General features: G+C 44.2%; 23 protein-coding genes and 2 pseudogenes. 11 read left to right on the forward strand and 14 right to left on the reverse strand.

Going from position 1 to position 23813, the window contains the following annotated elements:
- Positions 1–488 precede the first annotated feature (488 nt).
- Positions 489–683, forward strand: a complete 195-nt coding sequence (locus tag ABL924_RS05350) for a DDE-type integrase/transposase/recombinase (protein WP_349026041.1) — start codon at positions 489–491, stop codon at positions 681–683.
- Between the two features lie 136 nt (positions 684–819).
- Here ABL924_RS05350 and ABL924_RS05355 read toward each other — a convergent pair whose 3' ends face one another.
- Positions 820–1068: a hypothetical protein gene (locus ABL924_RS05355; protein WP_349026042.1), complete on the reverse strand. Its 249-nt coding sequence runs from the start codon at positions 1066–1068 to the stop codon at positions 820–822.
- 109 nt (positions 1069–1177) lie between these two features.
- Between ABL924_RS05355 and ABL924_RS05360 the strand changes: the two genes are divergently transcribed.
- From ABL924_RS05360 to ABL924_RS05390, 7 genes and pseudogenes are all read left to right on the forward strand, one after another.
- The gene (locus tag ABL924_RS05360; RefSeq protein ID WP_349026043.1) at positions 1178–1789 is read left to right on the forward strand and encodes a metallophosphoesterase; all 612 of its coding nucleotides are present in this window, start codon (positions 1178–1180) and stop codon (positions 1787–1789) included.
- 925 nt (positions 1790–2714) lie between these two features.
- Entirely contained in the window at positions 2715–2981 is a 267-nt protein-coding gene (locus ABL924_RS05365; protein ID WP_349026044.1) for a hypothetical protein, read from the forward strand.
- Positions 2982–3191: 210 nt separating this feature from the next.
- A pseudogene (locus ABL924_RS05370) lies at positions 3192–3293 on the forward strand (ABC transporter permease); the annotation flags it as partial.
- A gap of 43 nt (positions 3294–3336) precedes the next feature.
- Positions 3337–4151, forward strand: a pseudogene (locus ABL924_RS05375) (DNA cytosine methyltransferase).
- A 53-nt stretch (positions 4152–4204) separates the two neighbouring features.
- Positions 4205–4393, forward strand: a complete 189-nt coding sequence (locus ABL924_RS05380) for a hypothetical protein (protein ID WP_349026045.1) — start codon at positions 4205–4207, stop codon at positions 4391–4393.
- The gene (locus ABL924_RS05385; RefSeq protein WP_349026046.1) at positions 4390–4896 is read left to right on the forward strand and encodes a hypothetical protein; all 507 of its coding nucleotides are present in this window, start codon (positions 4390–4392) and stop codon (positions 4894–4896) included. Before ABL924_RS05380 ends, ABL924_RS05385 begins: the two co-directional genes overlap by 4 nt.
- Positions 4897–4925: 29 nt before the next feature.
- Positions 4926–5369, forward strand: coding sequence for a HaeIII family restriction endonuclease (locus tag ABL924_RS05390; protein ID WP_349026047.1), 444 nt, complete (start codon positions 4926–4928; stop codon positions 5367–5369).
- Positions 5370–5424: 55 nt separating this feature from the next.
- On the opposite strand, the gene gloB is transcribed toward ABL924_RS05390, so the two are convergent.
- From gloB to ABL924_RS05430, 8 genes are all read right to left on the reverse strand, one after another.
- Positions 5425–6192 carry a hydroxyacylglutathione hydrolase gene (gene gloB / locus ABL924_RS05395; protein ID WP_349026048.1) on the reverse strand — a complete coding sequence of 256 codons (768 nt, stop codon included), beginning with the start codon at positions 6190–6192 and terminating at the stop codon, positions 5425–5427.
- Positions 6193–6406: 214 nt separating this feature from the next.
- Positions 6407–8068, reverse strand: coding sequence for a CopD family protein (locus ABL924_RS05400; protein WP_349026049.1), 1662 nt, complete (start codon positions 8066–8068; stop codon positions 6407–6409).
- 14 nt (positions 8069–8082) lie between these two features.
- A complete protein-coding gene (locus ABL924_RS05405) occupies positions 8083–8442 on the reverse strand; it encodes a copper resistance CopC family protein (RefSeq protein WP_349026050.1) in 360 nt (119 codons plus the stop codon).
- An 8-nt stretch (positions 8443–8450) separates the two neighbouring features.
- Complete coding sequence (locus tag ABL924_RS05410; RefSeq protein WP_349026051.1) at positions 8451–9839, reverse strand: aspartate aminotransferase family protein; 1389 nt, start codon at positions 9837–9839, stop codon at positions 8451–8453.
- Positions 9840–9874: 35 nt separating this feature from the next.
- The gene (locus ABL924_RS05415) at positions 9875–12493 is read right to left on the reverse strand and encodes an MMPL family transporter (RefSeq protein WP_349026052.1); all 2619 of its coding nucleotides are present in this window, start codon (positions 12491–12493) and stop codon (positions 9875–9877) included.
- A gap of 2 nt (positions 12494–12495) precedes the next feature.
- Positions 12496–13245, reverse strand: a complete 750-nt coding sequence (locus ABL924_RS05420; RefSeq protein ID WP_349026053.1) for a phosphorylase — start codon at positions 13243–13245, stop codon at positions 12496–12498.
- Positions 13242–15194: a squalene--hopene cyclase gene (gene shc, locus ABL924_RS05425; RefSeq protein ID WP_349026054.1), complete on the reverse strand. Its 1953-nt coding sequence runs from the start codon at positions 15192–15194 to the stop codon at positions 13242–13244. Before shc ends, ABL924_RS05420 begins: the two co-directional genes overlap by 4 nt.
- 10 nt (positions 15195–15204) lie before the next feature.
- Positions 15205–16302: a phytoene/squalene synthase family protein gene (locus tag ABL924_RS05430; protein WP_349026055.1), complete on the reverse strand. Its 1098-nt coding sequence runs from the start codon at positions 16300–16302 to the stop codon at positions 15205–15207.
- Between the two features lie 454 nt (positions 16303–16756).
- On the opposite strand from ABL924_RS05430, the gene hpnH reads away from it, so the two are divergent.
- The 3 genes from hpnH (at position 16757) to ABL924_RS05445 (ending at position 19561) form a co-directional block, all read left to right on the forward strand.
- On the forward strand, positions 16757–17857 hold the full coding sequence (gene hpnH, locus ABL924_RS05435) for an adenosyl-hopene transferase HpnH (RefSeq protein ID WP_349026056.1): 1101 nt from the start codon (positions 16757–16759) through the stop codon (positions 17855–17857).
- Positions 17858–17953: 96 nt separating this feature from the next.
- Positions 17954–18526 carry an ABC transporter substrate-binding protein gene (locus ABL924_RS05440; protein WP_349026090.1) on the forward strand — a complete coding sequence of 191 codons (573 nt, stop codon included), beginning with the start codon at positions 17954–17956 and terminating at the stop codon, positions 18524–18526.
- A gap of 27 nt (positions 18527–18553) precedes the next feature.
- Complete coding sequence (locus ABL924_RS05445; protein WP_349026057.1) at positions 18554–19561, forward strand: VacJ family lipoprotein; 1008 nt, start codon at positions 18554–18556, stop codon at positions 19559–19561.
- A gap of 3 nt (positions 19562–19564) precedes the next feature.
- On the opposite strand, the gene ABL924_RS05450 is transcribed toward ABL924_RS05445, so the two are convergent.
- The 5 genes from ABL924_RS05450 to ABL924_RS05470 all read right to left on the reverse strand — a co-directional run bounded on the left by ABL924_RS05450 (position 19565) and on the right by ABL924_RS05470 (position 23716).
- Positions 19565–20080 carry an adenine phosphoribosyltransferase gene (locus ABL924_RS05450; protein WP_349026058.1) on the reverse strand — a complete coding sequence of 172 codons (516 nt, stop codon included), beginning with the start codon at positions 20078–20080 and terminating at the stop codon, positions 19565–19567.
- Between the two features lie 29 nt (positions 20081–20109).
- On the reverse strand, positions 20110–21978 hold the full coding sequence (gene dxs, locus ABL924_RS05455) for a 1-deoxy-D-xylulose-5-phosphate synthase (protein WP_349026091.1): 1869 nt from the start codon (positions 21976–21978) through the stop codon (positions 20110–20112).
- 170 nt (positions 21979–22148) lie between these two features.
- On the reverse strand, positions 22149–23045 hold the full coding sequence (locus ABL924_RS05460) for a farnesyl diphosphate synthase (protein WP_349026059.1): 897 nt from the start codon (positions 23043–23045) through the stop codon (positions 22149–22151).
- On the reverse strand, positions 23038–23271 hold the full coding sequence (xseB, locus tag ABL924_RS05465) for an exodeoxyribonuclease VII small subunit (protein ID WP_349026060.1): 234 nt from the start codon (positions 23269–23271) through the stop codon (positions 23038–23040). The genes ABL924_RS05460 and xseB overlap by 8 nt, the downstream gene beginning before the upstream one ends.
- Positions 23272–23419: 148 nt before the next feature.
- Positions 23420–23716 (reverse strand): GIY-YIG nuclease family protein, encoded by a 297-nt coding sequence (locus tag ABL924_RS05470; RefSeq protein ID WP_349026061.1) that lies wholly within the window; start codon positions 23714–23716, stop codon positions 23420–23422.
- Between the last annotated feature and the right edge of the window lie 97 nt (positions 23717–23813).

Raw genomic sequence — 23813 nt, forward strand, 5'->3', positions numbered from 1 at the left:
ATTTCAGCCGAATACCGCCCATTAAGGTGAATGCCAATTCAAAAAAATCGGCTTTTGACCAGTCAGCCGGAGTTTCTGCTGTTTGTGCAAAGGTCTCTACCTAACTATCCACAACACCAAGACGGAGTTCCTTGCAACCGTCCAATCAATACCCATAAAGGTCGTGCCACCGTTTTGATGGGTATCGCGGTGCTCTATCCCTATATGGACTCCTCAATTATTGCAAGTTCTAGTTTCGTAATGGTGTTACCAACAGAAATCAAGATTGCCGCCATATATTCGGCCTCATGAAGAGGTCTTGTTACCTCAGGTGTCAATCAGCTTCGAAAAGTATCCGTTAACAGTATTTAACGATAAAAAAGGTCGGCCTGGCTCGCCTAGGATCACCCCGCAGGCTCAAGTGGGAAAGTTCATCCTCATGTCGGCATCGCATCACCTGGATCATGCAGGGCAACGGCTGGCATGCGAAGACATCCAGAAAATACAGGGTGACCACCAACAGCACGCATTCCTTGCCGGTCGCGCCTAACCTATTGGGGCAAAACTTCACGGCGGATGCACCTAACCAGAAGTGGGTGTCAGATATCACCTATATCTGGATGGACGAAGGCTGGCTATACATGGCTGTCGTGCTGGAGCTTTATTCGCGCAGGTCATTGGCTGGACAATCGCCGAACAGATAACGGCAACGTTGGCCTGCGATGCCTGCGTCACGGCACATCAGGCATCGAAAGTTGCCAACAGGCGTGGTCGTCCATTCTGACCTGGGCCAGCAGTATTTGTTCAACTGCCTGCCAGAAGCTTTTCAGCAAGCACCCACTAATCTGTAGCATGAGCAAAAAAGGTGATTGCTACGATAATGCGGCAATGAAAAGCTGACACCACAGCTTCAAAGTCGAAGCGGTGCATGGCGAACGCTTTAGGACTCGGACAGATGCCAAGTATCAGGTGTTCGAATACATTGAAGTGTATTACAATCGCAAACGACTTCACTCTAAACTGAGCTATCTCAGCCCCATTGCGTTTGAAGAAAATGATACTAAAAAAGTCGCTTAGTGGGGTATCCATGAATTTGAGGCAAGATCGGCTTTTTGCTGACCGATTTTTGGTACACCTTGATTAATCGTAGGTTTAGGCTGTCGTAAAATTCGAAGTTTACAACACCCACAAAACAGTCATGAAATTCAAAATCTTACTTTTGTCGCTGGTACTGATAATTTTCGTATTGGGTATTTGGGCTTTTTGGCTTGAACCGTCAAGTTTTATCACGACGAAGACAAACATTAAACTTAGTAGCTGGCCTGAGAAATGTGACAATTTAAAAATTGTCGTTCTTTCTGATCTACACGTCGGTTCTCCTCACAACGGCATTGATAACCTAGTAAAAGTCGTCGAAGCCACCAACACAATTCATCCAGACTTAATCTTATTGGCAGGTGATTTTGTTATTCATGAAGTTATTGGTGGAACGTTCGTAGAACCTAAACCTATCGCCCATGAACTTAAAAAACTATCAGCAAAACTGGGGGTGTACGCCGTATTAGGAAATCACGACTGGTGGTACAGCGCAACTCGGATAAAGAAAGCTTTTCAACAGGAGGGGATTTCGTTGTTGGAAAATGCCGCAGTACCCATCCAAGATGGTAGTTGCGCCTTTTGGTTGGCGGGTATAGGCGATTACTGGATGGGGCAACACAATATTTTTCGAGCATTGAAAAGTGTCCCAGACACTGCACCTGTCATCGCATTCACCCATAACCCCGATATTTTTTTACGAGTTAACCGATAGTATTGCCATTACCTTTGCAGGACACACTCACGGTGGCCAAGTGAATTTACCTTTTTTAGGCAGAATGATTGTCCCTTCTAGGTATGGTGAAAAATTTGCTACAGGGCATATCTCAGAGGGTGGGCGTAATATGTTTGTTACCACTGGTATTGGCACCAGCATTATGCCCGTTAAATTTAGAGTGCCGCCAGAAATAGCAGTTGTTATACTAAACGCGCTAAAAGACTAACTGTATTCGGTTATAAAAGCAATTTGTGCTGAATGCAATGAAGCTCAACATAAACGAAGTCTTTAATGTCGGGGCTTCGCTACCACTCAGCCCAACGAGCTGTAGCCATTCTGTCCGTTTCATTGAGCACCTCCTTAGGCACTCCGAAACCAGACAGTTTATGTGCTACCAAACCGGAAATTAATTTACTCTCAACATAGCAAATTGAATAAGTTGACAAAGGCAACGAATTAACGTAAAAACTAAAGCGGTATTTTGCAGTTAATTAAAATGCACCCTTAATCAACTATCTGGAGTAAGGCTTATGTATCCAAAATTTAAGCGAAAATTATCTTTTCTTTCTTTCTAGCCACCACTATAACTTACGCAGCCGCTGATCCTGCAATCAGTTCAACCCCAACAGCGAAGGCGTTTTATCGGGACCCCAATATTTGGCCGCTTAACCCGGCAACGCAAACTTACGATATCCCTTATTGCTGGGAAAATTTAGCCCAGATTCAAGCCAATCCAACAGTGAACACACGAAGAAAAGCACTGCCTAGTCTGTTAACAACAACGTGGGCCAAATATACCCGACTCCGTTTTTACGAAACAACGACTCCACAATGCTTATCGATAAATCATTTACCTCTGTACACGGGGATTCGTATCCGGGTTGATCCCAATAAGTCGGTTACAACGCTGTCTGGTAGAAAAATGTCTTCTCCTTATGTGCTGGCGCTTGGCACTCAAATAAAAAATCGGCAAGACGGGGTGGTTTTGGATTTTTCAGGTAGTGCCAATTTAACCCTGACATGCTCGATTCATTTTACCTCTGTTGATACGTGCATCAAAGAATCCATCATTCATGAATTCGGCCATGTTATCGGCATTTCTCATGAACAAAATAGCAACGATACTCTTCCTGGAGGCGGTTGCAGCGATGTAGCTTCTGTTAACAACAAAAAAGACGCCCTTGTATGATGAAAATTACTAAAACATTCGGAAGAAAACAAAGTAATCTTCACCGATTCAATGGGAGGCCGTTCCGCCCTTAGGACTGGTTTCACCAGAGCCTGTGCCGTAGATTGGCCCCCGCCCTATTCACCGATGCCGTGGAGTATCCGAGGCCTTGAGCCTGCATACACAAGGATGGCAGGTGCATGCGCAGCACGGTAGATACCATCAACGACAGTGCAGACGATGGTGTTTCTGGATTCAGTTTTGTATGTGATCGGCTTGTTGTTGACCGATATTTTTTATACCTTGGTTGATCCGAGGGTTAGGTTGTCGTAAAGTAGCAATATATGTCCTTAATAACTCTAATTTTTCAAATACCATGAAAGTAGTGTCATTTTTTGCAGGTGCTGGTGGTCTCGATTTAGGCTTTTCAAAAGCTGGTTTTGATGTCATTTGGGCAAATGAATATGATAAAGATATTTGGGAAACCTACGAAAAAACCATAATAAAACGATTTTAGATAAACGGAGCATTGTTTACATTCCGTCAAACGAAGTCCCCGATTGTGACGGGATAATTAGTGGCCCGCCTTGCCAAAGTTGGTCAGAAGCAGGTTCTAACAGAGGAATAGCCGATAAAAGGGGGCAGCTTTTTTATGACTTTATAAGGATACTTGCCGATAAAAAACCAAAATTCTTCTTAGCCGAAAATGTTTCTGGGATGCTTTTGCCAGCCCATAAAGAAGCCCTTGCAAACATAAAACAAATGTTTACCGATGTTGGGTATGATTTATCTTTTCAATTGTTAAATGTGTCAGATTTTGCTGTCCCACAGGATAGAAAACGTGTCTTTTTTATAGGTTATAGAAAAGATTTGGGCTTAAAGTTTCAATTCCCAAAAGCAACAACCGTTGAGAATAAGATTACACTTGAAAAAGCAATAGGCGATTTAAAAGATACCGTTTTACCTGCAAAAGATGGAAATTATACCAATGGAATCAATTGCAAAGTAGCAAATCACGAATACATGATTGGCGGATTCTCTTCAATTTTTATGTCTCGTAATAGAGTCCGCTCTTGGGATGAAGTTTCTTTTACCATTCAAGCGGGCGGCAGACACGCACCCATTCATCCACAAGCCCCAAAAATGAAATTTATTGAGCAAAACTTACGTGAATTTGCGAAAGCTGCATAAGCATTTAAATGATTACATTTCAAAATACTACCTTTAAATCAAGGGAAATAAATTTGACCGAATTTGGCGATGTGCTAATTTCGACAAACCCTCTAAATACCTTATTGATGAACGAAAGTGGCTCTTATGTTTCCGAAGAAGCTATAAAAATTGATGAACTAATTTTTTACTTTGTTGAGGAACATGCGATTGATTTACCTGAAGATGAATTAAGAACATTATTATTGACCGAAGTTATATGATTCGACATCAATTCTTTCCTAGATCACAAGGTATAACCCCAAATATCAAGGAAGTAATTGATTGTTTTTGCGAGGTTAATCAAAAAATAGATTCCGAATTTAAAAATCTTTCAAGCAACGATGTTTTGAAGGAGCTTAAAAGTCCTCTTGTTAAAATAGGCTTTAAAGTAGAAGTAAGTAAATCAAAGATTGATAAAATAAACGTCCCAGTTCTTTTTGGATTTGATAATAAAATTGATAAAGCGTTTAATGCCGATGCTTTGAGTGGAGACGGTAAAATTGTTATTGAAGTTGAGGCAGGAAGAGCAACTGAAAACAATCAATTTTTAAAAGATATTTTTCAGGCTTGCATGATGTTTGAAGTTGAATATTTAATAATAGCCGTAAGAAACACATACAGAGGGCATCCTGATTTTGAAATTGTTCATACTTTTTTAGAAACGCTTTACATTTCAAATCGACTTCATTTGCCCTTAAAAGACATTCTATTAATTGGGTACTGATGTATTTATCAACCCAAAAATAGGATACTTTGGGAAACTACCATACTTCAGTTTATGTTCCGATTTTAGATGCTTTCAGGAAAGAATTATTGCGTTTGGCTAATCAAAATCCTGTATCTGTTGCCGAACAGCTAATAAAATATTTAAGTGGAAACCAAGATTTTTATAAGGTTATAAAAGGCAAAAATAAGGTTGAAATTCAGGCTTACAATTTACACGAGACGTTGAACTTACCTTTTGAAAACATAAAGCCAAAAGCAAAGATTCAGAAGTTAAAATTACCAAACAGATTAATTGAAATCGTCTACCAAGAAAATTCTGAAACTACGCTTCTGGTTACATTAAATGAAGGCTGGCAAATTTCTTTCCGTATTCACAATGCAAGTTCTCGAATCGAGCCATCGCTCAAATTTGATATAAATTTAGTCTCAGCTCCACACTCCCTTTTCTCAAATCAGTTGTTTATCAGTTAGCAGTCAGAATTTGGCACTGAGTTTATCAACCTGACCAACATAAAAGCCACAGAACTTACGAAAAACCATCTTTCAACCGCCTAATCTTGGCAAAAATCTCCACTGACTTGCCACTAGAAATGCCAATTGTCTTTTGCAAATCCACACTATCTTCCCTAAAAAAAGGGTTAGTTGCCAGTTCTTCGGCGATGGTGGTGGGAACAGTGGGCTGGTTGTTGGTACGAAGGCGATTTACTTCAATCATCCTCTGCTGCAATTGTTGATTTTCCGGCTCAACCGTCAAGGCAAAGCGGCCATTGGTTTGAGTGTATTCATGGGTGCAATACACCTTCGTTGATTTAGGCAAGGCTTTCAGTTTTTGCAAGGAATGCCATAGCTGCTCAGCCGTGCCTTCAAACAAACGACCACAGCCCATCACGAATAAGGTATCGCCGCAGAACAGGATGTTATCTTCGGCAAAATGATAAACGACATGTGCCCTAGTATGCCCAGGAGTAGCAATCACACTGGCGTTATGTTGCCCCAATGCGATCACATCACCTTCATCGACTCCCTGATCTATGCCGGGAATTCTATCCCAATCGGCTTTCGCCGCAATAATTTTGCAATCCGTTTTTTGCTTGAGCTGGAAATTACCATCTATATGGTCTGAGTGATGGTGGGTGTTCCAAATGCAAGTAAGCTGCCAGCCGTTTTTCTCTAATATGTCTAAAACTGGCTGAGATAGCGCAGGGTCTATTGCCGCCGTTTCGCGTGAAACGGGGTCATGGATAAGGTAAATGTAATTATCGGTCAGTACGGGTAAGGTGATGATTTCAAGCATTAGTGGTTAACCGTCTACAAACGCCCGAATCTGCCCCAAAATCCCCTGCCCATCCAGCCTACAAATGCTAAGGAGCTCTTCCCTTGTGCCCTGTTCAATAAACGCATCCCGCAATTCCTTCGACAAGGCTTTTAACTGGGGCTTCTTTAGCTTCCTTACATCCGAGGGATAATTTATGTTGTCTAATAAAGAAGATTGAATAGGTTTGTTCATATCAGTAAAGAGGCTCACGGTAGAACATCAGGATAAGGCCGATGGTAAACAGGGCAGCAACCGAGACAAACCCGGCAATATCTTTGCCAGGGCTATCGAGCTTCAGTTCTAGCCAACGTCCACATGCCAGGATCAATGCAAATACGCCCATCGTGGTATGACCAACCTGGATAAGGAAGGCACTTTTCGGTTCAAAACCGATGTGCGAATGGGTCAGCAACATCAGTCCACCGAATGCAGATAGCACAGGAAACCCAAAAACCAAACCAGGACGAGGATTTTGACTGAACCGTACACTCAATTCAATAACACCTAGCATAAATACCAACAGGGTAGCGATCCGATGTTGCAACACCTCGCCGTTATTGAACGTGCTGTCCCAAAATCCGATAGGCCCCAGCGGCCAAGTTTCAGCATCACTGCGAAAAAAAAGGAAGATACCTAACCCCACAAAACCAATAGGCCAATATTTAGTGAATGCCAAATATCCCTTCACCGCATGTACGGACGGCAAATGCCTGATGTAGGAGAGCATGGCGAAGAAGCTCATTACTGTAAGGAAAATACCGGAAATATTGTGATTGTAGTTAGACCATTCCGTTGCCGCAACAGAAGGGACTTTCCCGACAATCGCAACCCTACCTGCTTCTCCTGCAATCAAATCTGTATGGGTGGGAGATTCAGTTAAAGGGATTTGGGGTTTAAATGTGCCTAACACTTCTTGCCATCGGGCAGTCAAACTGGGTATATCAATAGCTGGCGGTTGCGATGCAAGGCTGGCGGCAGTGAATAATAAGGTAATCAGGACAAAGGTTTCAGCTTCGATATAATAAGGGACGCGTTTTGTTAAGGCATAACCATTTCCGGTTGAGCCATAACTCAAAACCGCTGAACGGTTCAACGAGGCATATCCTAACGCAATTCCTAGCAGGATCACTTTCACGGTCAACAAGTTGCCGTAACCAGTGCCAATCAACCCGTTCCAGGTGTCAATGTATTGCAAGGCAATGGGTAAACCAGATAGCAAGATGGCAAACACAGAAGCAATACCATACGGTGAAAATTTATGCAGTAACTGCGGCCATAAGGTGTCTGGAATCTTTCGCTGATAACGTAAAAACCAAAGATTGACGAGTTGAAATACACTGCCGATCCAAATTGCAGCGGCGACTTGGTGCAGCACGGTAAGCGACATCAAAAACAGTTGGTTCTCAAAACGCCCTGCCCCATGCACCAGCCACGCCCCCGAAATAATCAAGGGCAAGGCGACTAAGTTAGCGATAAACCAATGCTTTTTTGAATCGTGATTATTACGAAGGTAGTGATAGCAATATCCGGCCAATACCAACGCTAGCAATGTCCGGACTATGCCTCCTATAAATTGCGTCGTTTCGGCAAATTCAGGAAATGGCCATCTATTCAACAACGCAAACATCAACCAGATTTTAAGAATAATCTTGAACAACTGCGCGGCGGCAAGCCAGAAGCCGCCCTTGTAGATCAAGTTAACAACTTTATCCAGTAACTCGCCGTTGTATCCGTTGTTCTGCTGCCAGGGACGCAAAATAAACGTACCCCAAAACAGGCCACCAACAACCAAACAAAAACAAATTAGGTCAAAACCACCAATTAAGGAATCAAGGAAATCAGCAATTCCCGCCATAATAAAAACTACACCTATGGAGTTACAGAAAAATGGATAATGTCTTCGGTCAAATGGCCATCTGCGGCAAATATTTTGTAGACCAAAGCAAATTCACCCGCAGACAAGGCTGGAATATTGACTAATATACTGCCCTGCTTTTCACCTTTACTTATAGGTAATTTAGATTGCTTGTCACCTTTGCTCACCAAATAGACTTCGGACAAACCCAATTCAATTTTTGAGTTAAAGGTCAATTCGACCGTTTTGGCCTGGTTGATTTTAGGCTGTTCTATTTTTAGCGAATGATCAGTGACGACAGCATGCGCGTACAAATTATCTACATAAAATGAGTTTAAAAACAGCAAGCTTATGATAGGAAATACATTTTTCATAATAACAACTACTTACTTTTTCCTTTCAGAGCATGACTGGCAAGGTTTTTACCTAAGTCCCAGATAGAGCCAGGAATTTGGTGGGTCTCTGCAATCACTTTATCAAATGAATTAATGATATGGTCGCGGTCTTTTTGGTTCAGCATTAACGGCGGCAGCAGCTTGACCACATTCATGCCATGTCCTGCCACTTGGGTTAGTATGCGGTGGTCTTTAAATAAAGGAATGGTAACCATCTGGCAGAACAAACCTTTATTTGCGGCTTCCAGCATCGCCCAGGCTGCCTTCAACTTAAGGCTTTTGGGGGATTGGAACTCAATTGCAATCATCATGCCCTTCCCTCTGGCTTCTTTCAAGAATTCATATTTGCTGGACATTGCATTCAAGGCTGTGATGATATCGGTACCGATTACAGCGCTATTTTCGATCAGCTTTTCTTCTTCCAATACATGTAACGTAGCAAGCCCCGCCGCCATTGCCAGATTGTTTTTGGCAAAGGTCGAGCCATGCACCACAGCCCTATCCATGCGGTTATAAACCGTGTCCATGATTTTTTGGGTCATGGCGACAGCGCCGACTGGCACAAACCCACCTGATAAGGCTTTCGCCATGCAGATCATGTCCGGTTTGATACCCCAATGATCGATTGCCCAAAACTTGCCTGTACGGCCTAATCCGGTTTGTACTTCGTCGGCGACCAATAACGTACCGTATTTTTTACACAGCCGTTCGACTTCAGGTAAGTAACTATCATCGGGTAAATTAACGCCTTTGCCCTGTATGGGTTCAACAATGAAGGCAGCAACATCTTTATTGCTTAGCGCACGTTCTAACGCCACAAGGTCATTAAATGGCACCGGACTACAGCCTGGAAGTAAAGGGCCAAATCCTTCACGGAAAATTTCTTCCCCGTTTAGCGACAAGGCTCCCATCGTCAGGCCATGATAGCCGTGTTCACAGAACACGATTTTTTCCCGTTTGGTCGTAAAGCGGGCAAATTTTATCGCTGCTTCCACAGCTTCTGTTCCCGAATTACAAAAGAACATTTTGTCGATATTCTCTGGCGTAGTTTTTAATAACTCTCGCGCCAGCAAGCCACTTAATACTGAAACATCCAATTGCACGAGATTGGGTAAATCCAGCGATAAGGTTTCTTTCAAAGCGTTGACAACAGTTGGATGATTTCGTCCAAGGGCAAACACTCCAAAACCACTCAGTAAATCGAGGTACTCGCTGCCATCCTGATCATAGAGATATTGCCCAACCGCACTCTTATAATGGCGGTCATAACCAATCGTCTTTAACACCCTGACCATTTGATTATTCAGATGATGTTCGTACAGATCGAATTTGTCTGGGTTATATTTTGTAAAAAGTTCGGCGATGCTGAAAGCCATTCGTTACCTCAAAATGTTAATGCGTAAAAATTGTGCTAAACCCGTTTCCCGCTAAAGGCTGGCAAAACAATTAATGAGCAAATCACTGTAAAAAACAAACCTATAGACAGCAATAATCCCATGCTCGCCATGCCTTGATGCGCGGTGAACGAAAGACTCGAAAAACTGCATAAAGTTGTTATCGAGCTAAAAATAATCCCGCGAGTGGTGCTGCTTTGCAATAGGCTTTCATTTTCATTCAAGTTGAAATGCAAACGGTGCATAATCAGGATACTGCTGTCTATCCCCAAGCCCAACAATAATGGCAAGGCAATGATGTTGGCGAAATTGAACGGGTTATTTAGCAACACGTTAGTCGCCCCAGTCAACAAGGCAGCAAGCACCAAAGGTAGAATAACCAATGCAGTCTGCTTGATACTTCTATACATCACTAACAACGCTAAAACAATGGCGACAAAAGCACTGCCAAAAGCCTGTATAAAGGCTTTGACAACGGCATCGCCACTGGCTTGGTTGGCAACCGGCAGGCCGGAAACCTTGTTATCGACCTTTTGTACCTCAGCGACAAATTCTCTCTGAAAGTCAGGGTTGTTTAAGTCTTTTTTAGGTGTAATTAGGATTTTGTATAGGCCATTTTTACTTAACCAATGCGAACGGATGTAATCGGGTATGTCGTTTATACCAAAATCGGTCGCTGTCAGGCTAGTTTTCAGACGTTGCAGCGTATACGGCAACAATCCCAATACATTGTTTTCGATTTGGCTATAACTCGCTGTAGGATTGGCAGAGCTGTCTGCCTGTTTCAGGAAAGCCTCTATGTGTTGTTGCAATTGTTGTAAGGTAGCTTGCGGTGCGTTGGGTGAGTTTTCGGCAATGGCTTTTTTTAACTCCCCGTTGAACTTGACTAATGCCTGCCGTTGATTGCTGTTCTCCGGCAAGGTTTTACCAAAGTTTTCTAATTGGTTTCCCAGAATCAAGTTCAGGTCTTCGATAGTCATCAATTTTTCATCCTGATCTTTTGCTACGAAATCAGCGAGTGTAATAGTTTCGTGTACCGTCGATAATTGCCCCATCTTGGCGGCAACAGCCTTGGCTTCATCCAGGTTATCAGCCAATGTGATTAACGCAAACGGCGAATCATTTTTGGATTTCAGCAGCTCCTTGAAGGAAGACACCGATTCGCTGTTGGGATCACGCAAATTAACCGGATTGGAATCAAAAGACAGTTTAGTCAACACCAAGCAAGCACCAATCCCTAACAGGATTGATACGACGCGTATGGCAGTTGAATAATGAAACGGGAAAGTAACGATAAATTTAGGCGCGAATGCAGAATGTATCGGTTTGGGATTATTGACCGGTAACACGCAGAGCAAAGCCGGCAATACCGTTACCGAGATAATCAGACCGATGAATATACCTCCACCTGAAATAATACCCAATTCTGATACCCCCGCATAATCGGTGGGGATAAATGACACAAATCCCAATGCCGTAGTCAACGCACATAAAAACAAGGAGGAACCTACACCTTTCATGCTGTGGTGTATGGCCTGGTCATTCGTGTAACCGCGCACTTTGCGTTCACGATAGTAAAGACAGATATGTACGGCATAATCGACACCCAAGCCGATGTAAAGCGAAGCAAAAGCAATGGATATGACATTCAAATGACCGACGGTAATAGCAGCAAATCCGGCAGTCATTATTAAGCCCATAAGCAGCACGACGTATGTAATGCCCAATAGCTTCAGTGACCGCAAGCCTATCCACTGCACGACAAATACCAAGACTAATGAGAGTATGCCAGCCAATTCGGCGCCTTTAGTGACGCTTTCCAATTCTTCGTGTTCGAGGGCGGTTTCGCCGGTGATGCGAATTTTAACGGACGAATTTTCAGCCATGATTGCCTTCACCGCTTCCCTAGCAGAAGATTGCGCGGCATCTGCTGGCAGCATTTCGCTGAAATTCAATTTCGGTTTGGCAATAACGAGGGTACGATTGGCATCGGTATTAAGCTTATCTTCTGCTAACAAGCTTTGCCAGGATAAGCGCTGTGGTTTGCCAGTAAGCTGATGGTTAATGTTGTCATCAATCGCCACCAGCAAAGGATTTAATTCCATCGGCAGGTTTTCATCACGCTTATTTAAAGCCAGGCCGATAATTTCAAATAGGCCGTCCAAATGATAGTTTTGCGCCAAATGACCTATAAAGGGCTGGGCATCAGTCAATTTTTTGGCCAACGCATCCAAGTCGGATTGATCCAGATAAAGCAAGGCTTGTTGCCTAAAAAAATCGTTATCAGTTGGAATATATACCGAATCAAAGCGATCCGTTTTTGCGCCCAGTTGTTGTTGCAACTTGTTGGCCGCCAGTGTGGTTTCTTCGGGAGTTCTTGCTTCGACGATCAGTATTAAGGTTGCCGCATCTTGTGGAAAAGCCTTGTCAATCCGTCGCTGATTTTGCTGGAAAGGCAGACTGGGATCGAGCATTTCAGCCGTATTGGTATTAATGCCAAGATGATTGTAAACATGGTAAGAAACACCGCCACACAACAAAAAAGACACCACCAACAATGTCCATGGAAAACGGATGATTTGCCGTTCGCACCAATGCAGAATTGTGTCAAGAAAATTAGCGCGTTGCTTGGACATGCCTAGATATTGTTGGGTTGAGTTTCGGATGCGCTTTGGTGTGACGCTATTACATCACTAAGCTGTTTGGCGACTAACCTCAAGGTTTTTTTCGCGGCATGAAAATGCAAGCCTAGTTTAATCAAGCCCGGTAATTCCGCTGGATGCCACATCAGATAAGTCAATAATTTACCTAAAATGACATCACCTTGCTCGTTGAGGGCATGACTAACGGCTTTGGGTAAGTCCATATTGACAGGATCGGCAATTGCCCTAATGGACAGAAACGGCAAGCCATGTGCTTGAGCCACCTTCGCTATTGCGACACTCTCCATATCTAGAGCTATTGCGTCCGTTGCCTCTGCGATCTTTGCCTTATCATTGCTGGATGCAACGATGTTTTTGCTTTCTGCCAGCTTTCCCGTATGAATACGCATATCTGAATGCTTGCTGAGGCAGTTCTTTACATTTACTAGCCAAGCCTCGTTGTTAAGATCAATCGCGACATGATCGGCATCGACACAAGCATTAGCCAACACTAAGTCACCAGATCGAAACTCACCATCTAAAGCTGCTGCGCAGCCCCAGCTAATAAGCTGGTTTGCACCTTGTGTTATCAATAACTCGGATGCTGTACGGGCATTTTCTACACCTGCACCTGAGTAAATTACCAGAATTTTATCAGCAAGGCCTTGAACACACCCTTTCTCAAGTTTTTTTGATGTTAAGGTGTTAAGTTCTTCCGATAAGGCGACAACAATTCCTGTGATCACTGCTTAAGTTCATTGCGGAATCGGGCGAGCGCCCATAGCGGAAAGAACTTGTCGTAACCGTGGTATTTAAGATAGAACACTCTAGGAAATCCAGGTGCCGTGAAGCAGTTATCATTCCAGACACCATCAGCTTGCTGATTACGTAAGATGAAATCAATCCCCGCTTTGACTTCCAAGCTATCAGCTTCGCCAGCCGCCATCAAACCTAATACCGCCCAAGCAGTTTGGAATGCGGTACTAAACTGGTACTTACCGCTATAACTGGTATCGTGATAGCTGTAATTATCTTCGCCCCAACCACCATCTCCGCGCTGCACACTCTTTAAGTATTTAGCAGCATTAAGGTACATAGGGTCAGTTTTAGAAAGATTAGTTTGTTCTAATCCCAGTAAAACAGACCATGTACCATAGACATAGTTAGTTCCCCAACGACCAAACCAGGAACCATCTGCTTCTTGATCAGAACGCAAATAGTTTATTGCGCGTTCCAAAGCTGGAAGATATAAGCCCTGCTCTTTTCCCGCTCTTGCCATCAACATTGCACAACGGGCGCTGACATCTGCTGTTGGCGGATCAAGCAAGGCACCGTGATCGGCAAAGGGAATTTCATTCAAATAATAATAGGTATTATCGACATCAAACGCGCCGTAACCGCCGTTTTTGGATTGCATACCTTCTATCCAGCGCGTTGCCCTATGGATGGATTCATCGAGATCAGGCAGATTCGAATCTGCCATCGCAAACGCGACAACGGCGGTATCGTCCACATCGGGATAATGCGGGTTGGCATATTGAAATGCCCAACCGCCACCTGCCAAATCTGGTTTGGAAACTCGCCAATCGCCAGGTTCATCTGATAACTGTACACTTTTCAGCCAATCGTAGGCCTTGGTTAGGTTTTTGGCATTTCCAGTTTTGTCAGACTCTTGCAAAGCCAAAGCCGCCAGTGCGGTATCCCAAACAGGCGAAACACAAGGTTGGCAAAAAGCTTCGTTTTCACTGATAACCAGCAACTTATCAATGGCCTTACGAGCGGTCACTACGTAGTCATGATCTTTTGGAAAGCCCAACAGTAACAGCATTTCATAAGAATTGACCATGGCAGGGAAAATACAACCCAAGCCATCCTCGCCATTCAAGCGTTCGATAGTCCAATCTTTGGCTTTTTCGATAGCGCGATCATGAATTTTTTTCGGGATAAAAGGTTCAGCCCATCGACCAAACTTATCTAACGCTAGAAAGATTTTATTTAAAAAAGTTCTTTTAGGAAAATAGTGTTGTTCTTCATCTGGGTGCGTAACAAAAAGCTCCAGGATCGCTACCTTATCAGGGTTTACGGCTGTCGCTTTTAACGTACACAGGATAAACAACGGCACCATCACAGTCCGAGACCAATAAGAAACCTTGTCCAGATGGAACGGGAACCATTTGGGAAACAACATGATTTCAGGCGGAATAAACGGCACGCCGCGCCAAGGCAGTTGTTTGAACATAGCCAGTGCAATGCGGGTGAAAACGTTAGCTTTTGCCGCGCCGCCTTGCCGCAATATCCACGCCCTTAAATTGGCCATATGTGGGGCATCAATAGAATCCCCCGCCATTTTTAAGGCGTAATACACCTTGACACTGCAACTGATGTCGCCAGGGCCGTGGGTAAAGAGCGGATAACTGCCATCCTTAGCTTGCTTGGAACGCAAAAAATTGGCAATTTTTGCTTGCAACACCTCGTCGATGTCACCCAAATAGTGCATCATCATGATGTATTCTGACGGAATGGAGCAATCGGCTTCCAGGTCGAACACCCAATAGCCTTTTTTGTCCTGAAGGCTCAAGAGCTTTTCCTGCGCCCTTTTTATGGCTAAATTGAGCCGATCATCCTTGAATACAATGGGTGTGGCCGTGCTTTGGCTATTCTGTGGTTGGGTCGTTGAGTTTGCGTCGGTAAACATTATTAATCCTCTAAATATCTAACGGTGCTTGGGAATGTGGTAAATAAGTCCAGTTGGGATCGTGTAAGCCCTGGCTAGTTAACTTAAACATAAGATCAAGCAGGTAATTACTTCGACCCATTAGTTTGGTAGCGAAAATAGTCGATTTAACGCTATTTCGTGTTATTTTGACTTGATCTGATCGGGTAAACCCTAAATTCTGTTTGATTTTTTTTAAGGTCAATACCGCCATACCTAACGCCCACAGACAGAAGTTTCTTATACCTGTTTCATGACTGGGAATTAACTGGGTAAATTTTAAAGCGTTGTGCAGATGGTTATGGGCAACACTGATTAAATGCTCCAAACCCATCCTGAAATTAGCGTCATTGGTCTTTGAACTCAGGTTTTTTAAATCAAATCCGGTTTCTGAAAAAATATCTTGTGGCAACCAGCACACACCCCGTTCGGCATCATCCCAAATATCCTTCAATATATTGGTCATTTGTAAGCCTTGACCGAATGACACCGCCAAGGTCAGCATTTCTTCTTGATGTTGGGCAATTTCGGGCGAGTAATGACAAAACAGTTTTGTCAACATCTCGCCCACGCAACCCGCCACATAGTAACAATAACGATCCATATCAGTTAGCTTGGGCAAGCCATCGTGCATATTGTCGCCCTGGAAGATCGGCATACCTTCTGCCATGACTTCCACGCAGGTAGACAACGCGGCTATCTGTTGCTTATCGAACTGGTGCGTTATATCAATTACTCTGGGAATCACATGAATCAGGACGTGTTCCGCAGGTAGCGTATTACTTGATAATAAAGGCGCAAGCTCCTCAGCGAACTCTTCGGGTTTAGTGCCTGTTTTAACTACAGCAATGAAGTCATGGCAAAAATGCTTTTTCTGTTCTGGTGTAAGCGACACCTCATCCTCTATCGTATCGACAATCCGGCACAGCAAATATGCGTTAGCGACTGCGCGACAAAGACTTTCCGGCAACTGCGGGATAGTTAAGGCAAAAGTCCTGGACACGCCTTCTAGCAACGCCATCTGAAATTCATCATCAGTCATGGCATCCAGCAACAGCTTATTTTCCAGAGATAATTGAGTTCCGCGCATGAAGTTTTGTCTTGCTGCTATGAGCTTAGATATTTACCAAGTATGTCTCATAGTAGCTTGTTTGTTGGTAATTTGCAAAATAATGTTGTTTTGTTGTCAATATTGCTATTATAGTATGGTATAATCATCCTATTATTAGTGTAATAATCGGAAATTCCGTAATCGTCGTGCTTTACGAGCTACTTTGCGAATACGATTTGTGATTAAGAATATATTGCCTTGTTGATTTAAAGTTTCCTGAAAATAAATCAATTTAAACAACATACTCGGCAACAGCGGTTAAGCTAAGCAACCGCTTTTTTTACAGTTGAAACCACCAACAATGAACTAAGTTTTTACGACTTAGTCAGACTGTTGTTTTTGAACTACAGATAATATTTTCCTGCAAGATTTTGTGTCAAAAAACATGGTCATTGCAAGATTTTGTAAATTTCAATATTTTGGAGATAAGTGCATGGGAGTTCCTTTACGTCAACAGCTAACTGTAGCAAGTTACCTAATGAAGCAAAAATTGAAAGGGGTTAAAAAATACCCTCTGGTTCTCATGCTCGAACCCTTGTTTCGATGCAACTTAGCCTGCGCCGGTTGCGGCAAAATCGACTACCCTGATGAGATCCTCGACAAACGTTTGTCTTTTGATGAATGTATGCAAGCAGTCGATGAGTGTGGCGCTCCCATGGTATCCATTCCGGGCGGCGAACCTTTAATCCATAAGGAAATGCCACAAATTATCGCTGGCATCGTTGCACGTAAAAAGTATGTCTATCTGTGTACTAATGCACTATTACTTAAAAAGAGAATTGACGATTACACGCCATCGCCTTATTTGACTTTTTCAATCCACCTGGATGGAATGCAAGAAAGGCATGATACTTCTGTATGCCAAGACGGCGTATTTGACAGAGCAGTTGAAGCCATTAAATTAGCGCTAGCCAAAGGCTTTAGAGTCACGGTCAATTGCACTCTGTTCCAAGGCGAAAAAGACCACGAAGTTGCAGAATTCCTGGATTATTGTATGGAATTGGGCGTGGAAGGCGTAACCATTGCACCAGGTTTTAGTTACGAACATGCACCGCAGCAGGATGTTTTCATCAAAGGCACTGATGTTAAAGAACTGTTCCGTGGTATCTTCAAAATTGGTAAGAACCGCAATTGGAAGCTCAATCACTCTTCCTTATATCTTGACTTTTTAGCAGGCAACCAAAGCTATGACTGCACACCTTGGGGCAATCCAACCCGTAACGTGTTCGGCTGGCAGAAACCTTGCTATTTATTGTCTGACGAAGGCTATGCGGCAAGTTTTCAAGAACTTATTGACACCACCGCCTGGGAAAAATATGGCACTGTCAACAACCCTAAGTGTGCAAGTTGTATGGCGCATTGCGGTTATGAGGCCACTGCAGTTGAGGATATGTTGAAGCATCCGCTAAAAGGTTTGCTGACTGCGATTAGGGGGCCAAAAACTGAGGGCGACATGGTGCCAGAACCTGTTCCTCAATATGCCCAAGCCAAAACGCGACCAACCCTGTCGGGCATCCCTATCCACGTTGAATAACACCGTTTTCGCCAACACAGTAAACCACTGACTATCACGAGGTCTAAGACGATGGGCAAAAAAATCCTATATCTGGTCATTTTAGCTTGCCTATGCATGGCGGGAACAAATCTCGCTTACGCAGCAGAACAAAGCAAATCAACGGCAGGGAAGATCGTTGATAAATTTCAAGAAGAACTAATAGCTGTGATGAAAGATGGCAAAAAACTGGGTTATTCAGGTCGCTATGACAAACTGAAAGACGCAGTCACCAACAGCCATGACCTACCTAAAATTGCCCGTATTGTGGTCGGTAAAGAATGGGAAAAATTGACTGAAACCCAGCAAGCGCAACTGGTTGATGTATTCAGCCGCTTGAGTATTGCTTCTTATGCCCATAATTTTAAGGACTATTCTGGCGAATCTTTCACCTTCGATAACGAAGAAGAAACCACACGAGGTGGTCTTGTTATACACACCCACTTGACGATTCCTGATGATAAGCCGGTCAAATTTGATTATATGCTTAAGGAAAAAGGCGATAGTTGGCGAATCATCAATATTATTGCCAATGGCGTTAGTGATTTGGCCTTGAAAAGATCGGAGTACACGACCATTTTACAACGCGAAGGATTTGATGCTTTAATAGCGAAAATCAATGAAAAAATTGATAATTATTCCAAACAGTAAAAAGCTCGAACACTAAGGTTTTTGTACATGAACAGTTCTAATAATAAGTTGCGGATCAACCACCTGACTAGACACATTCCATTTTGCTTAATACTCGGCATTATTATTGGTGTTAACGGCTGTGCAACCACCACAAAGGATACTTCCGCAACAAATCAAACTGATCCTTACGAAAACTTTAACAGGAAAGTTTATGGTTTTAACGACGGCGTCGATGATTATGTCGCAAAACCTGTCGCAGATACCTACAAATTTATAACGCCAGACTTTATGGAAACTGGGGTAACGAATTTTTTCAATAATTTGAAAACTATCAATGTTGTGATAAATGATGTGCTACAAGCAAAGTTTGAGCAAAGTGGCCGAGATACTGGGCGTTTTTTAATGAATTCAACTCTTGGTATGGCAGGTCTGTTTGATGTAGCAAAAACCGTTGGGCTTGATCAGAATGACGAAGATTTCGAGCAAACCCTTGCCGTTTGGGGTGTGCCGCAAGGCTCTTATTTAGTGCTGCCCTTATTGGGACCTATCACTACCCGCGGCATTCCCGGAGCAGTGTTTGATACGGCTGCAAACCCTGCTTCTTACGTAGGCGCACCAATACAAGTTATCTCCTTAATTAATACCCGAGCCAATGCGGAAGGCGCATTGAAATTTATTGATGAGGCCGCACTTGACCCTTATGTTTTCACGCGGGAGTCGTTTTTACAATGGCGCAACCATCTAGCCACTGATGGCAAAACTGACGCATCATCTGATTTAGATAATATTGATGCTGACTTACTGAGTGACGATCAAAGTACCGATAAAAAGGCGGACACCAATACCAACACTGTTAGCAGAATAAAAGAACCTTTATCCTCTGACACTAATATTGTCACGCCAAAGAATACTCCGACCAGCACACCATCGAATACAAATAAGTTGCAAATTCTCCCGCCAGATGTGTCTAATGTGGAAAAAAAATCAACTGGACATACAATCAATAATTTGGGAGCAGTAAAAAATAAAATTGCCAACCCTCTAAAAAAATAACCACTAAAAGTGTATCAAACTATGGGTTTCGTAAGCACTAAGCTTATCTCTGCCCTTCAGAAAATCTAATTCCACAACAAAAGCACAAGCCTCAACCTTTGCTCCGGTCTTTTCGACCAGCTCACAACTCGCTTTTGCCGTGCCACCTGTCGCAAGCAAATCGTCAATCAATAACACCCGATCACTTGCATCAAATGCATCTATGTGTACTTCCAGGGTTGCAGAGCCGTACTCCAGATCATAAGCCACACTTTGGACATCATAAGGTAGCTTTCCTGGTTTCCGCAATGGCACAAAAGGCAATCCAAGCTCCCAAGCAACTAATGAGCCAAAAATAAAACCCCGCGCCTCCATACCCGCAACAGCCGTAATTTCTCTTCCCAAAAAGGGTTGTAACAATTGATGTACTGACAACCTTAGTGCGGCTGGATCTTTTACCAGCGGAGTGATGTCTTTAAAGATAATCCCTGGTTTTGGGAAGTCGGGGATATCGCGGATCTTGCTTCTCAGTCTGTCCATCAGATGTATCTAATAATTTAAGAAATCACTCAAGAATCAAGCGTAAATTCTCGGATTTGTTTCAGAATACCGTCTTTATCCAACCTACAAAGGCTAAGCAGCTCTTCCCTTGTGCCTTGCTCGATAAAAGCATCAGGCAAGCCGATGTTGAGGGTGTGCCTGAGTATTTTGTGCTTGTGCAGCAGGGCGTTTATTGCGCTGCCGGCACCGCCGGAGATGACGTTCTCTTCTATGGTGACGATGATGTCGTGGGTTTTGGCTAGTTCTAAGATGAGCGCTTCGTCCAAGGGCTTGACAAAGCGCATGTTGACGACGGTGGCGTTGAGTTCCTGTCCGGCTTGTTCGGCTGGGGCGACCATGCTGCCCCAGGCGAGGATGGCGATCTTTTCGCCTTGCCGTTTTATTTCGCCTTTGCCGATGGGCAGGGCGGTAAGCTCTTTTTGTACAGCCACGCCCGGGCCTTTGCCGCGCGGGTAACGTACGGATGCGGGGCCTTCGTGCAGGAAGCCGGTGGTGAGCATCTGGCGGCATTCGTTTTCGTCGGCAGGCGCCATGATGAGCATGTTGGGGATGCAGCTAAGGTAGCTGTAATCGAAGCTGCCGGCGTGGGTGGGGCCGTCGGGGCCGACGAGGCCGGCCCTATCTAAGGCGAACAGCACATCGAGGTCTTGGATGGCAACGTCGTGGATAAGTTGGTCGTAGCCGCGTTGCAGGAAGGTGGAGTAGATGGCGACGACGGGCTTTGCGCCTTGGCAGGCTTGGCCTGCGGCTAAGGTGACGGCGTGTTGTTCGGCTATGGCGACATCAAAATACCGTTTGGGGTATTGTTCAGAAAACTTGACTAATCCTGAGCCTTCGCGCATGGCGGGGGTGATGCCGAGCAGGCGTTCGTCTTGTTTGGCCATGTCGCACAACCAGTTGCCAAAAACTTCGGTGTAGGTCGGATGGAGTGAGGGCTTGCCTTTGGGCAGGCTGTCTTGGGTCGGGTCAAAAGCGGGTACGCCGTGGTAGGCCAGGGGGTCGTTTTCGGCGGGGGCGTAGCCTTTGCCTTTTTTGGTGACGATATGTAAAAACCTGGGACCTTGAATGTGCTTAAGGTTTTCCAGGGTTTCGACGAGCATGTCGACATCGTGGCCGTCGATGGGGCCGATGTAGTTGAAGCCGAGTTCTTCGAATAATGTGCCGGGGACGATCATGCCTTTCATGTGTTCTTCGGTACGGCGTGCGAGCTCCCAGACGCTGGGCATTTTGCTCAATACCTTTTTGCTTTCTTGGCGGACGGAGGAGTACAGCCTGCTGGACAGGATTTTGGTGAGGTAGTTGTTCATCGCGCCGACGTTGGGCGAGATGGACATGTCGTTGTCGTTGAGGATGACGAGCAGGTTGGCATCTATTGCGCCGGCGTGGTTCATGGCTTCGAAGGCCATGCCGCCGGTGATGCTGCCGTCGCCAATGATGGCGACCATGTGTTTGTTTTCGCCTTTGAGTTGGGAGGCGATGGCCATGCCTAAGGCAGCGCTGATGGAGGTGCTGGAATGCCCTACGCCGAAAGCGTCGTATTCGCTCTCGGCGCGGTTAGGGAAAGCGCAAACGCCATCGCGGGTGCGGATGGTGGTCATCCTGTCCTTGCGGCCGGTCAGTATCTTGTGGGGGTAGGCCTGGTGGCCGACATCCCAGACCAGTTGGTCTTCTGGGGTGTTGAAGACGTAGTGCAGGGCAACGGTCAATTCAACCGTGCCCAAGCCCGCCGAAAAATGCCCGCCGGAGACGCTGACGGTTTGCGTCAGAAATTCGCGCAACTCTTTGGCTAGGACTTTTAATTTGGTTTTCTTTAGCTTTTTGACATCTGAAGGGTAAGTGATAGCATCTAGTAAGGGAAAACTTCCAGAATCATTCATGACTTTGCTGACTCCTTGTAATGGCAGCGTCTTTAGCGTCGGGATATTTATTTCGGCAATCACTTCGTCGGCCAAAACAGTATCCATTTCTCTACGTTTAGGTGATTGTTTCATAATATTTCTCTCGAAAAAGTGAGTAACTCAATAAATAACATCGACATAAACACACATCAATGATCACGTTGAATGATATAAAGCGACAGGTCACGCAATAAATCGGCTTCCGTGCCAAACACGCTTAAACTGTCGATAGCTTTTTCATGTAATTCTTGCGCTTTTTGCTTTGCGCCTGCCATTCCCAGCAAAGCTGGATAAGTCGGCTTGTCGTTTTCTTTATCTTTGCCCTGGGTTTTTCCTAAGGTCTCTGTATCGCTTTCTTCGTCAAGAATGTCGTCTTTGACCTGGAAAGATAACCCTATACATTTGGCATAATGATCCAATTTTGTTGCCACAGCAGGATCAATATCTGCCTTTGCTAAGGTTGCCATCGTCACGCTTGCCCGAATCAGGGACCCTGTTTTATGGATGTGCATATTTTCCAGTTCCGGCAAATTCAACTGTGTACCAACAGATTCCAGATCAATAGCCTGACCGCCTACCATGCCTTGAGAGCCGCTTGCCTTGGCTAAGATAGTAATCATTTTCAGACGGTTTTCCGCAGAGGCTGAAATACTTGCATCATGAGCCAAGGTCTCAAAAGCCATCGCCTGCAAAGCATCACCTGTCAAAATCGCAGTCGCCTCATCATAAGCGACATGGCATGTTGGTTTTCCCCGCCTAAGCGCATCATCATCCATCGCCGGAAGATCATCGTGGATTAATGAATAGACATGAATAAATTCAACCGCGCAAGCAACCCCATCAACCGCTTCGGGGTTGATTCCTAGGGTTTTAGCTGTGCAATACGTCAGCATGGGCCGCATCCGCTTGCCGCCATCCAACACGCAATAACGCATCGCACTATGTAATTTTTGTGGCAGTATATTTTCGCTGGGCAACCTCATTTCCAACGCTTTCTCTACCCGATGTTGGCAGAATGAAAGATATTCTTTTAACGCATTACTCATCAGCGAAGGACTCCAGTGCTTGGCTGCCATTTTTGTCGATCAAAATCTGTACTTTTTGTTCAGCCTCTTGCAGGGCTTTTTGGCACGAACGGGTAAGATTTACTCCGCGCTCAAAAGACTGCAATGACTCTTCCAAAGATATGTCTCCACGCTCAAGCCGGCTAACCAGTTGCTCCAGCTCTGCAAGCGTGTCCTCAAATGAGGGCGAAGTTTTCTTTTTCGGCATGTTGTTGTTATGCAATAAAGCGACAGTTTGTTAATTTTCTACAACATTATATATGAGGTAGCTTTTAAGTGCTTAAAAAAAGCGTCTTTATTATTAAATAATGACTTAATTTCAAACTGAGTTATTGATTTTATGAATGCCTATTTATTCAGAAATCGCCTTCGATGTTGTTTGTGACCGACTGAATCAATAGCATTTTTTCGGCGTGCTTGAGTTGTTTAATGGCAAATTCGCGTTTGCTTCCCGTGCTTCGGTTATACCCATCTTCTGCATACACTACTTTTATTGGCTGCCTACCCCGGAAATACTTAGCCCCTTTCGCGCTACCGTGCTGGCTGAATCGCCTTGGAAGATTGTTAGTTATGCCGGTATATAACGAGTTATCGCTGCACAGAATGATGTATACCGTCCAATTAGTAGCATTTGATGTTAAAGCTTGTCTCATAACATTTTGTTGTTTCCCAATACCCTTTAACAACTATTCCAATCAATCATTCGCCTGGAAAATTATTGCTTTTTATCTGATATCGAGGATTATAGTA

This window comes from Methyloglobulus sp. (genome assembly GCF_040079455.1).
Lineage (GTDB): Bacteria > Pseudomonadota > Gammaproteobacteria > Methylococcales > Methylomonadaceae > Methyloglobulus.

Coding starts and splice junctions, on each gene's coding strand:
- ABL924_RS05355 (WP_349026042.1), bottom strand. CDS start 1,068: ATGGATACCCCACTAAGCGACTTTTTTAGTATCATTTTCTTCAAACGC.
- ABL924_RS05360 (WP_349026043.1), top strand. CDS start 1,178: ATGAAATTCAAAATCTTACTTTTGTCGCTGGTACTGATAATTTTCGTA.
- ABL924_RS05365 (WP_349026044.1), top strand. CDS start 2,715: ATGTCTTCTCCTTATGTGCTGGCGCTTGGCACTCAAATAAAAAATCGG.
- ABL924_RS05385 (WP_349026046.1), top strand. CDS start 4,390: ATGATTCGACATCAATTCTTTCCTAGATCACAAGGTATAACCCCAAAT.
- gloB (WP_349026048.1), bottom strand. CDS start 6,192: ATGCTTGAAATCATCACCTTACCCGTACTGACCGATAATTACATTTAC.
- ABL924_RS05400 (WP_349026049.1), bottom strand. CDS start 8,068: ATGGCGGGAATTGCTGATTTCCTTGATTCCTTAATTGGTGGTTTTGAC.
- ABL924_RS05405 (WP_349026050.1), bottom strand. CDS start 8,442: ATGAAAAATGTATTTCCTATCATAAGCTTGCTGTTTTTAAACTCATTT.
- ABL924_RS05410 (WP_349026051.1), bottom strand. CDS start 9,839: ATGGCTTTCAGCATCGCCGAACTTTTTACAAAATATAACCCAGACAAA.
- ABL924_RS05415 (WP_349026052.1), bottom strand. CDS start 12,493: ATGTCCAAGCAACGCGCTAATTTTCTTGACACAATTCTGCATTGGTGC.
- shc (WP_349026054.1), bottom strand. CDS start 15,194: ATGTTTACCGACGCAAACTCAACGACCCAACCACAGAATAGCCAAAGC.
- ABL924_RS05430 (WP_349026055.1), bottom strand. CDS start 16,302: ATGCGCGGAACTCAATTATCTCTGGAAAATAAGCTGTTGCTGGATGCC.
- hpnH (WP_349026056.1), top strand. CDS start 16,757: ATGGGAGTTCCTTTACGTCAACAGCTAACTGTAGCAAGTTACCTAATG.
- ABL924_RS05440 (WP_349026090.1), top strand. CDS start 17,954: ATGGCGGGAACAAATCTCGCTTACGCAGCAGAACAAAGCAAATCAACG.
- ABL924_RS05445 (WP_349026057.1), top strand. CDS start 18,554: ATGAACAGTTCTAATAATAAGTTGCGGATCAACCACCTGACTAGACAC.
- ABL924_RS05450 (WP_349026058.1), bottom strand. CDS start 20,080: ATGGACAGACTGAGAAGCAAGATCCGCGATATCCCCGACTTCCCAAAA.
- dxs (WP_349026091.1), bottom strand. CDS start 21,978: ATGAATGATTCTGGAAGTTTTCCCTTACTAGATGCTATCACTTACCCT.
- ABL924_RS05460 (WP_349026059.1), bottom strand. CDS start 23,045: ATGAGTAATGCGTTAAAAGAATATCTTTCATTCTGCCAACATCGGGTA.
- xseB (WP_349026060.1), bottom strand. CDS start 23,271: ATGCCGAAAAAGAAAACTTCGCCCTCATTTGAGGACACGCTTGCAGAG.
- ABL924_RS05470 (WP_349026061.1), bottom strand. CDS start 23,716: ATGAGACAAGCTTTAACATCAAATGCTACTAATTGGACGGTATACATC.